At 42.1% G+C, this 10,408-nt stretch carries 11 protein-coding genes and 1 other annotated feature; all 11 genes read left to right on the forward strand.

All coding sequences use genetic code 11. The annotated features are described in order from the left end of the window. Positions 1–54 precede the first annotated feature (54 nt). The 11 genes from BAU16_RS00315 (at position 55) to sufB (ending at position 10,335) form a co-directional block, all read left to right on the forward strand. Positions 55–1,239: an FtsW/RodA/SpoVE family cell cycle protein gene (locus BAU16_RS00315; protein ID WP_161526153.1), complete on the forward strand. Its 1,185-nt coding sequence runs from the start codon at positions 55–57 to the stop codon at positions 1,237–1,239. Beyond that, positions 1,236–1,610, forward strand: a complete 375-nt coding sequence (locus BAU16_RS00320; protein WP_048604353.1) for an arsenate reductase family protein — start codon at positions 1,236–1,238, stop codon at positions 1,608–1,610. The genes BAU16_RS00315 and BAU16_RS00320 overlap by 4 nt, the downstream gene beginning before the upstream one ends. Then, positions 1,592–1,930 (forward strand): glycine cleavage system protein H, encoded by a 339-nt coding sequence (locus tag BAU16_RS00325; RefSeq protein ID WP_048604352.1) that lies wholly within the window; start codon positions 1,592–1,594, stop codon positions 1,928–1,930. Before BAU16_RS00320 ends, BAU16_RS00325 begins: the two co-directional genes overlap by 19 nt. A gap of 59 nt (positions 1,931–1,989) precedes the next feature. Then, positions 1,990–2,244 (forward strand) — a binding site (T-box leader). Positions 2,245–2,312: 68 nt separating this feature from the next. After that, positions 2,313–3,347 (forward strand): methionine ABC transporter ATP-binding protein, encoded by a 1,035-nt coding sequence (locus BAU16_RS00330; RefSeq protein WP_137604758.1) that lies wholly within the window; start codon positions 2,313–2,315, stop codon positions 3,345–3,347. Next, positions 3,340–4,026, forward strand: coding sequence for a methionine ABC transporter permease (locus BAU16_RS00335; RefSeq protein ID WP_048604350.1), 687 nt, complete (start codon positions 3,340–3,342; stop codon positions 4,024–4,026). Before BAU16_RS00330 ends, BAU16_RS00335 begins: the two co-directional genes overlap by 8 nt. A 20-nt stretch (positions 4,027–4,046) precedes the next feature. After that, positions 4,047–4,898: a MetQ/NlpA family ABC transporter substrate-binding protein gene (locus BAU16_RS00340; protein WP_048604349.1), complete on the forward strand. Its 852-nt coding sequence runs from the start codon at positions 4,047–4,049 to the stop codon at positions 4,896–4,898. 188 nt (positions 4,899–5,086) lie between these two features. Next, complete coding sequence (gene sufC / locus BAU16_RS00345) at positions 5,087–5,860, forward strand: Fe-S cluster assembly ATPase SufC (protein ID WP_048604348.1); 774 nt, start codon at positions 5,087–5,089, stop codon at positions 5,858–5,860. A gap of 13 nt (positions 5,861–5,873) precedes the next feature. Beyond that, complete coding sequence (gene sufD, locus BAU16_RS00350; protein ID WP_161526154.1) at positions 5,874–7,169, forward strand: Fe-S cluster assembly protein SufD; 1,296 nt, start codon at positions 5,874–5,876, stop codon at positions 7,167–7,169. Further along, positions 7,166–8,401: a cysteine desulfurase gene (locus BAU16_RS00355; protein ID WP_161526155.1), complete on the forward strand. Its 1,236-nt coding sequence runs from the start codon at positions 7,166–7,168 to the stop codon at positions 8,399–8,401. Before sufD ends, BAU16_RS00355 begins: the two co-directional genes overlap by 4 nt. Further along, positions 8,388–8,870 (forward strand): Fe-S cluster assembly sulfur transfer protein SufU, encoded by a 483-nt coding sequence (gene sufU, locus BAU16_RS00360; protein WP_161526156.1) that lies wholly within the window; start codon positions 8,388–8,390, stop codon positions 8,868–8,870. The genes BAU16_RS00355 and sufU overlap by 14 nt, the downstream gene beginning before the upstream one ends. 73 nt (positions 8,871–8,943) lie before the next feature. Continuing rightward, on the forward strand, positions 8,944–10,335 hold the full coding sequence (gene sufB / locus BAU16_RS00365; RefSeq protein ID WP_048604344.1) for a Fe-S cluster assembly protein SufB: 1,392 nt from the start codon (positions 8,944–8,946) through the stop codon (positions 10,333–10,335). The last annotated feature ends 73 nt before the right edge of the window (positions 10,336–10,408 follow it).

The following is a 10,408-nucleotide window of genomic DNA, read 5'->3' on the forward strand; positions in this document are numbered from 1 at the left end:
GTAACAACACCTCTATAATGATAAGGTGTATCTTTGAAGGAAAAGAGAGGAATCATGGAAAAAAAACGATCAACTTCGACCGACAGCCGTATTGATTATGGCGTGATTTTGCCGGTCTTTCTATTATGTTTAGTCGGCCTTGCTTCGTTATACGTGGCGTTGAGCCAAGACCCCACCGGGCAAAATGTACTGCAAAAAATGGCGATCCAAAGTTTGTGGTACGTTATAGGAACCATTGCAATTATTGTTATCATGCACTTGAAATCAAAATGGATCTGGAAATTAACCCCGTTTATCTACGGACTGGGTTTAGCCGTTATGTTGGCGCTGTTGCGATTTTATGATAAAGATTTAGCCAATGTGACCGGTTCAAAAAACTGGTTTAAGTTCGGCTCCTTTACTTTTCAGCCGGCAGAATTAATGAAAATCGCCTTTATTTTAATGTTGGCATTAGTGGTTACCTCCCACAATGTCAAATATCGAAATCGTAATTTATCGACGGATGGTTTTTTGATTGGCAAGATGGCGTTGGTGTCATTGCCGGTCTTGGGATTAGTAATGTTGCAAAAAGATTTCGGAACGATGCTAGTCTTTTTGGCTATTCTAGGCGGTGTGTTTTTAATGTCAGGAATTTCCTGGCGAATCATTATTCCTGTTGTGGCTCTCTTTGTGGTCATTGGTGGCGGGACCATCTACCTGGTAACAACAGAAACCGGTCGGGAATTATTGTACAATATCGGCTTTAAATCTTATCAATTTGCCCGAATCGATTCCTGGATCAATCCTTTCCATGACACATCTGGACTAAGTTATCAACCGGCACAAGGCTTGTTGGCGATTGGGTCTGGTGGAATGTTTGGAAAAGGATTCAACGTCAGTGATGTCTACGTTCCGGTAAGAGAATCCGATATGATTTTCACGGTTATTGGAGAAAATTTTGGTTTTATCGGCGGCTCTTTTGTAATTTTACTTTATTTTATTTTGATTTACCGCATGATTCGGGTGTGTTTTGATACCAACAACGAATTTTATGCCTACATTGCCAGCGGGATCATTATGATGATTCTCTTTCACGTATTTGAAAACATCGGCGCGAACATCGGGCTGATGCCGCTGACGGGAATACCTTTACCCTTTATCAGCCAAGGGGGATCTTCGATTTTAGGAAACATGATCGGAATTGGGTTGATTTTATCGATGCGGTTTCAAGCAGAAACTTCGAAGGAAGTGAAAGAATGAATCTTTATTGGTACCCCAAATGCAGTACCTGCAAAAAGGCAAGAGCCTGGCTGGATGCCCATGAAATAGAGTATCAACTGATTGATATGATTCAACAACCGCCGACTGCCGAGAAGCTGGAAGGCTGGATGAAGGAAAGCGGCTTGCCAATTCGTCGCTTTTTTAACACAAGTGGTGTAAACTATCGTCAGCTAGGATTAAAAACTATCGTGCCGACCCTCAACATGCGAGAAGCTTGCGAATTGTTGGCAACAGATGGTATGCTGATCAAGCGTCCCATTCTGGAAAAAAATGGCAAAATCCAAGCCATTGGATTTAAAGAAATTGATTTTGAAGGAGCAGCGAAAGAATCATGGAAAAGAAATGTCTAAAGAAAAAAGATAATTTGTGGGTGCTGTTTAACGGCAGCGAATATTGTGTCGGATTGACGAAGGAAGCGCAGGATGAACTTGGAAAAATCACCTTTGCCTCTTTACCTAAAGTAGGGAAATTAGTGAAACAAGGGGAAGCATTGCTGGAAGTTGAAGCAGAAAAAGCTGTCAACGAATTTCCAAGTCCTTTGTCAGGTGTCGTTTCTTCCGTGAATGAAAAAGTTGATGCATCCGTGGATATCTTAAATGATGAAGACGAAATGAATGCCTGGATCGTCGCTTTTAAAGACGTTGATCCAGCCGAATTTGATAAACTTTAAAATTATTTTCAGAAAATAATTGACACATGTAAGGTACGTTGTTATAATTTCATCAATAATTGAAAGCTTTGAAAAGAAGAGTACATGTCACTAACGTTCACAGAGAGCCCGGAATTGCTGCAAACGGGTAACGAAAATGAGATGGAAGATGGTCTTTGAGCGGATGAAGTGAGTCTAAGGACTAGCTTGATACGGGGGTGCCCGTTAACGCACAACGGTATGCGAGAAACAGTCAAGTACCGGATAAGGTTATTGTTGTAAAACAATAACGAATCAAGGTGGTAACACGAAAGATGATAACTTTCGTCCTTTGTATAGAAATATGCACAAGGACGGAAGTTTTTTTGTTTAGAAAATACGCTAAAGGAAAGATGGGAAGAGCATGTCATTGATTCAATTGACGCATGTCAAAAAAACATTTGAAGGCAAAAATGGCCGAATCGACGCGGTCAATGATGTTTCTTTAACGGTTGAACCGGGAGATATCTACGGCATTGTAGGATATTCCGGTGCAGGAAAAAGTACATTGGTGCGATTGCTCAATGGACTAGAACTACCAACTGCCGGCGAAGTAATCGTCAATAAGCAAAACATCCTTGCACTGAAGAACAAAGAATTGCGGGCATTTCGAAAGAACATCGGAATGATTTTCCAGCACTTCAACCTGCTGTGGTCACGAACGGTCATCGAAAATATCGAATTGCCATTGGAACTTGCAGGACTTGGGAAAGCTGAGCGAAAACAAAAAGCAGAAGACTTATTGCAATTGGTGGGTTTGCAGGGAAGAGGCAATGCCTATCCATCGCAATTATCCGGTGGGCAAAAGCAACGGGTCGGAATCGCCCGAGCGTTGGCAAACGATCCGCAGATTCTATTGTGTGATGAAGCAACAAGTGCCTTAGATCCCCAAACAACCGAAGAAGTCTTGGAACTACTGCAAGACATCAACCAAAAATTAGGATTGACGATTGTATTGATTACACATGAAATGAATGTGGTTCGTAAAATCTGTAATAAAGTAGCCGTCATGGAGCTGGGAAAAGTCGTGGAAGAAGGATTGGTCGTAGATGTCTTTCGTCATCCGAAACAAGAAGTGACGAAACGATTTGTGCAACAGGACTTCAAACCACGGGAAGATCCGGAAGAATTGTTGGAGGAATTTATCGCTGAAAATCCAACTGGACGTTTAGTGACCTTGACCTTTAATGAAGACAATGCCAATGAACCGGTAATTTCACAAGCGATTCGACAATTTGATATTGATATCAATGTGGTGTACGGGAAAATCCGTCAGGCAAAAGAAGGCTCATTCGGTTCCTTGACCGTCCTGCTTTCAGGAGAAGATCAGGCAGTCGATCAAGCAATTACCTTTTTTGCTGAACAACAAGTGGGCGTGGAGGTGATTCATCATGGATAAAGGATTTATGGAAACCTATTTCAATCTGGAAATGATTGACTGGAATACAATGAAACAAGCCTTTTATGACACTTTGTTCATGACAGTGATCTCAACGATTTTAGTAGTGATTATCGGATTGCTTCTTGGTTTGGCTCTGTATTCTCTGGGAAGAAAGCAACAAACTTCTGCCAGAATTTTTTATAATTTGATCTCCATCATCAGCAATATTTTCCGTTCCACTCCATTCATGATTTTGATGGTCTTGATTATTCCGTTTACGATGATTTTAGTTGGAACAATGTTGGGAGCTAAAGCAGCAATTCCCGCATTAGTTTTATCCGCAGCACCATTTTATGCTCGGTTAGTAGAGATTGCCTTTCGTGAAGTCAGCCCCGGTGTATTAGAAGCTGCCGAAGCAATGGGTGCCAATTATTGGCAGGTGATCCGAAAAGTATTGATTCCAGAAAGTGTTCCGGCACTGATCTCAGGAATCACAGTGACAACAATCTCGATGATCGGTTACACGGCAATGGCCGGAGCAATCGGTGCCGGTGGTCTTGGTGCACTGGCATGGCAGGAAGGGTTTCAACGTGGAAACTACACAGTAACAATGGTAGCCACGATTATTATTTTGATTATTGTGTTTATTGTTCAAGGAATTGGTGATTTCTTGACGAAAAAAACCGATAAGCGTTAAAAAAAGGGAGGAAACAGGATATGAAAAAGATTTTTGGATTAGCAACAGTATTATTAGTAACAGCGGGATTAGCAGCATGTGGAAACGGCGGAAGCAGTACTGACGGCTCCTCAGCAGCAGAAGAAAAGACAACAACCTTAACAGTAGGCGCTTCACCAACTCCTCATGCGGAAATTTTAGAAGCAGCGGCACCATTATTGGAAAAAGAAGGCATTAAATTAGAAGTCAAAAAATTTGATGACTATATCTTGCCAAATAAAGCGTTGGAAAACAAAGACATTGATGCCAACTATTTCCAACACATTCCTTACTTGAACAAAGAAATCAAAGACAACGGCTATGACTTTGTCAATGCCGGAGCCGTTCACATCGAACCAATGGGCTTGTATTCAAAAACATTGAAAGACATCAAAGATTTGAAAGACGGTGCGACCGTTATCACATCCAACTCTGAATCTGACTGGGGCCGTATCTTGACGATTTTCCAAGATGCTGACCTGTTGACCTTGAAAGAAGGCGTTGATCCAGAAACTGCTACTTTTGAAGATATCGATGAAAATCCAAAAAACATCGAATTCAAGCACGATATCAACCCAGAATTGCTAGCAACAACCTACCAAAACGAAGATGTTGATTTGGTAGCCATCAACGCAAACTTTGCTTACGGCATCGGTTTGAATCCGAAAAAAGATGCCTTGTTAGTTGAAAGCGACAATTCTCCATACGTTAACGTGATTGCTGTTCGTAGTGGCGATGAAAACAAAGATTCCATCAAAAAATTAATCGAAGCCTTGCACAGTGACGAAGTGAAAGATTTTGTTGATGAAAAATGGCAAGGGTCTGTCAAAATCGTTGATGCTGACGCAAAATAATTCTTAACAAACGAACGAAATCTTTCTGACGGAGAGATTTCGTTTTTTATTTTAGAAATATTCTTATAAAAAAGAAAAGTTTATCACGAAATAGCGCGAAAATGCCAGATCTTAGCAGTGGATCATTGAACTTCATTCTCAATTAGTCTAAAATGAGTGAGAATGAATGATTATTGGAGGAATACATTATGTCAGTCTTAGAAGTGAAAGATTTACATGTATCGATTGAAAATAAAGAAATCTTAAAAGGCGTCAATCTAACGCTGAAAACTGGTGAAATTCATGCCATCATGGGACCAAACGGCACAGGAAAATCCACCTTGTCTGCTGCCATCATGGGCAACCCCAACTACGAAGTTACCCAAGGAGAAGTGCTTCTTGACGGTGAAAATATTTTGGAAATGGATGTTGACGAACGGGCACGCCTAGGTCTTTTTCTGGCGATGCAATACCCAAGTGAAATTCCGGGAATCACCAACGCAGAATTTATGCGGGCAGCGATTAATGCCAAACGGGATGATGACCATAAAATGTCGGTTATGGAATTTTTAAAAAAATTAGATAAAAAAATGGACTTGTTGAATATGCCGGAAGAAATGGCAGAACGCTATTTAAACGAAGGGTTTTCTGGCGGGGAGAAAAAACGCAACGAAATTTTGCAATTATTGATGCTGGAACCAAAATTTGCGATTTTAGACGAAATCGATTCCGGTTTGGATATTGATGCTTTGAAGGTTGTTGCAAAAGGTGTCAATGAAATGCGGGGAGATAATTTTGGTTCTCTGATTATCACCCATTACCAACGTTTATTAAATTACATCACACCGGATGTTGTTCATATCATGATGGATGGTCGTGTGGTATTAACAGGAAATGCCGATCTTGCCAAACGGTTGGAAGCAGAAGGCTACGCCGGAATCAGCAACGAATTAGGTATCGAATACAGCGAAGAAGAAGCATAGAGGGGGCGAGAGAATGAAAGAATTCAAGAACTATCTTGATGACGTCAAGGTTTTTTCTGCATTGAAAGAAGAACCAGACTGGATGCTCGCTTTGCGACAAGCTGCCTTGGCACAAGTCGATGAACTGGCTTTGCCCCATATTGAACGTGTGAAGTTTACCCGCTGGCCGTTGTTTACTATCAGTCAAGCAGCGTTACAAGGAGAAAAAAGTGCCCAATCGCTGGGAGCAATTCCTAGTTTTGATGAACTGGATAACCATCCGATGCACATTCAAATCGACGATATTCCAGTCTTTGAACAACTTTCTCAAGAGCTTGCAGATAAAGGCGTGATTTTTACTGATCTATTTACAGCAATGCAGGAATATCCTGATTTGGTGCAAAAATATTATATGACCAAGGCTGTTCCTTTTGATGAAGATAAACTGACAGCAGCGCATGCAGCATTTATGAACAGCGGTGTGTTTTTATATGTACCAAAAAATGTCGTGATTGAAGAACCGATTGAAGCAATATTTTACCATGCCGGCAGTGATGCAGCGCATTTCTTCAAACATATTTTAATCGTAGCAGAAGACCATAGTGAATTCAGCTATTTGGAACGTTTTTCTACTATGGGAGAAGAAACAGAAAAAATTTCTGGCAATATCGTTGTGGAAGTTATTGCAAAGCCGGGAGCAAAAGTAAAATTTGCGGCAATTGATCAATTAGGAAAAAATATCACTACTTACATGAATCGTCGTGGCTATTTGATGCAGGATGCGTCGATTGACTGGGCCATTGGGGTGATGAATGATGGGGATGTAATCGCAGATTTTGATTCTGACCTGGTGGGTAACGGCTCCCATGCAGAATTTAAAGCTGTTGCGATTTCTTCTGGTCGTCAAACTCAAGGTATTGATACACGGGTCACCAATAAAGCCCCGCATTCCGTGGGACATATTCTCCAACATGGCGTTATTTTGGATCACGGCACACTGACCTTTAACGGTATCGGTCATATCATCAAAGGAGCAAAAGGCGCTGACGCCCAACAAGAAAGTCGGGTATTGATGCTGTCTGATCATGCTCGCGGGGATGCCAATCCTATTTTATTGATTGACGAAAATGAAGTTGTTGCCGGGCATGCAGCCAGTGTCGGTCGGGTCGATCCAGAGGAAATGTATTACTTGATGAGCCGCGGCTTGCGAAAAGAAGATGCCGAACGATTGGTGATTCGCGGGTTCTTAGGTTCTGTAATCACTGCGATTCCTGTCAAAAAAGTCCAAGAAGAATTAATTGACGTTATCGAAGGGAAGTTGAACGCATGATTGATGCCCAAAAACTTCGAAAAGAGTTTCCTATTTTAAATCAAAAGGTCAATGACGAACCATTGGTCTATCTAGATAATGCCGCAACAACGCAAAAACCGGAAGCTGTTTTACAAACGCTAACGGATTATTACCATCAGGACAATGCCAATGTTCATCGGGGCGTCCATACCTTAGCGGAGCGGGCAACACATGCCTATGAAGGGGCTCGCGAAAAAGTCCGCCAATTTATCCATGCCAAAGAAACTGCGGAAGTCCTGTTTACGCGGGGAACGACAACGAGCTTAAATTGGGTAGCCCAAAGCTTTGGTGATTTTTTCATTCAAGAAGGCGATGAAATCGTCATTTCTTATATGGAACATCACTCCAATATTATTCCATGGCAACAACTTGCCAAACGAAAGAATGCAAAGCTTGTGTATATCGACATTACACAAGCAGGCTTTCTTGATATGGAAGATGCAAAACGAAAAATCACTGACAAAACGAAGATCGTTTCAATCGCCCATGTTTCGAATGTATTAGGTGTGATCAATCCGGTGGCTGAGTTGGCACAACTTGCTCATCAAAAAGGAGCGGTCATGGTGGTGGATGGTGCGCAGGCAGTTCCCCACATGCCGGTAGATGTGCAGGCATTGGATGCGGATTTTTATGCGTTTAGTGGACATAAAATGTGCGGACCCACCGGTATCGGTGTATTATTTGGAAAGAAAAAATGGTTGGAAGTCATGGAACCGGTAGAATTTGGTGGAGAAATGATTGATTTTGTCCGACTACAAGACAGTACATGGAAAGAATTGCCGTGGAAATTTGAAGCCGGGACTCCAAATATCGCCGGGGGCATCGCTTTAGGAGCAGCCATTGATTATCTTTCGGTCCTCGGTTTGGATCAGATCCATGCGTATGAAGCAGAGCTTGTGGCTTATGTATTGCCAAAGCTGCAGGCAATCGAAGGTCTGACTGTTTTTGGACCGCAAGAGGCTGCTAAACATACCGGGGTCATTGCCTTTAACCTAGAGGGCCTACACCCTCATGATGTGGCAACTGCTTTAGACATGGAAGGCGTTGCTGTACGGGCAGGACATCATTGTGCACAACCTTTACTGCAATATTTGAAGGTTCCGGCAACAGCTCGAGCAAGTTTTTATTTTTACAATACGAAAGAAGATGCCGACCGATTAGTTGAAGCAATCTACGCGACAAAGGAGTTTTTCCAACATGGCACTCTCTAAATTAGATAATTTATACCGACAAGTTATTTTGGATCATTCCAGCCATCCTCATCATCATGGTTCTTTGGCAAAAGCAGATCAAGCGGTGGAGATGAATAATCCAACGTGCGGAGATGTGATTCACTTGGAACTTGCAGTGGAAGATGGCATTATTACGGGTATCGCTTTTGACGGTAGTGGCTGTTCCATCAGTACCGCCAGTGCTTCCATGATGACGGATGCAGTTCTTGGAAAAAGTGTAACAGAAGCCGAAGAACTGATTACTGCTTTTTCAGAATTAGTGCAAGGCAATGAAACACCAAAGGAAGAGGAGTTGGGAGAAGCGGCCGTCCTTAGCGGAGTGGCAAAATTTCCAGCTCGAATCAAATGTGCAACACTTGCTTGGAAGGCATTGGGTCAAGCAGTAGAATCAAATGGTGTGGCAGAAACAGGTCATCTCCATCAACCAGAAGACAGCGATCACGTGTGAGAAAAAAAGCAGCAAATTAGTAGTGGAAATCGGTTGAACATACTTTCAACCAAAAAGAGCGAGGAGTGAGAACATGGGAGTTCCTGAATTAGAAGAATATAAATTTGGCTTTCATGATGATGTAGAACCAATTTTCAGCACAGGTACGGGTTTGACAGAGGAAGTCGTTCGTGAGATTTCACGAGTCAAAGAAGAACCGGAGTGGATGCTGGAATTTCGGCTAAAATCACTGGAAGCTTTTCATAAAATGCCTATGCAAAAATGGGGTCCGGATTTATCCGATATTGATTTTGATGCGCTGAAATATTATCAAAAATCCAGTGAGAAACCAGCACGTGACTGGGAAGATGTACCAGAAAAAATCAAAGAAACTTTTGAAAGAATTGGTATTCCAGAAGCAGAACGGGCCTATTTGGCTGGAGCTTCAGCACAGTATGAATCAGAAGTGGTTTACCACAATATGAAGGAAGAATTTACCAAATTAGGAATTGTCTTTACTGATACCGATTCGGCACTTAAAGAATATCCTGAATTGTTTAAAGAATATTTTGCAAAACTTGTACCGCCTACAGATAATAAATTGGCGGCATTGAACTCAGCGGTTTGGTCCGGTGGAACCTTTATTTATGTGCCAAAAGGTGTCAAAGTGGATGTGCCGATGCAGACCTATTTCCGAATCAATGGAGAAAATACCGGGCAGTTTGAACGAACATTGATCATTGTAGATGAAGGTGCCAGCGTCCATTACGTGGAGGGGTGTACTGCACCGACATATTCCAGCAATAGTTTGCATGCGGCAATCGTTGAAATTTTCACCCGCAAAGATGCTTACTGCCGATACACTACGATCCAAAACTGGTCCTCAAACGTGTACAACCTAGTAACCAAACGGGCGAAAGCCTATGAAGGAGCAACCGTTGAATGGATTGATGGTAACTTGGGAGCAAAAACGACAATGAAATACCCAAGCGTTTATCTGGATGGAAAAGGCGCACGGGGTACTATGCTGTCAATCGCATTTGCCGGCGCCAACCAAATCCAAGATACCGGCGCAAAAATGATCCACAACGCACCGAATACCTCCAGCTCAATCGTTTCTAAATCAATCTCTAAAGATGGCGGCGAGGTTAATTATCGCGGACAAGTTACCTTTGGCAAAAAGAGCAGCGGCTCGATGTCCCACATTGAATGTGACACGATTATTATGGACGAACTGTCAAAATCTGATACGATTCCCTTCAATGAAATCCACAACAGTCAAGTTTCATTGGAACACGAAGCCAAAGTCTCAAAAATTTCCGAAGAGCAGCTCTTTTATCTAATGAGCCGTGGACTTTCCGAATCAGAAGCCACTGAAATGATTGTCATGGGCTTTGTCGAACCCTTCACCAAAGAACTACCGATGGAATATGCGGTGGAACTGAATCGATTGATTAGTTATGAGATGGAAGGGTCGGTAGGCTAAGAAATAGATGTTTCCCTAAACCTTTATATATCAAGGGTTTAGGGGATTTTTTTGGCTCTTTGTCAAATAGTGT

The sequence above is a fragment of the Enterococcus sp. JM9B genome, assembly GCF_009933265.1.
Lineage (GTDB): Bacteria > Bacillota > Bacilli > Lactobacillales > Enterococcaceae > Enterococcus_C > Enterococcus_C songbeiensis.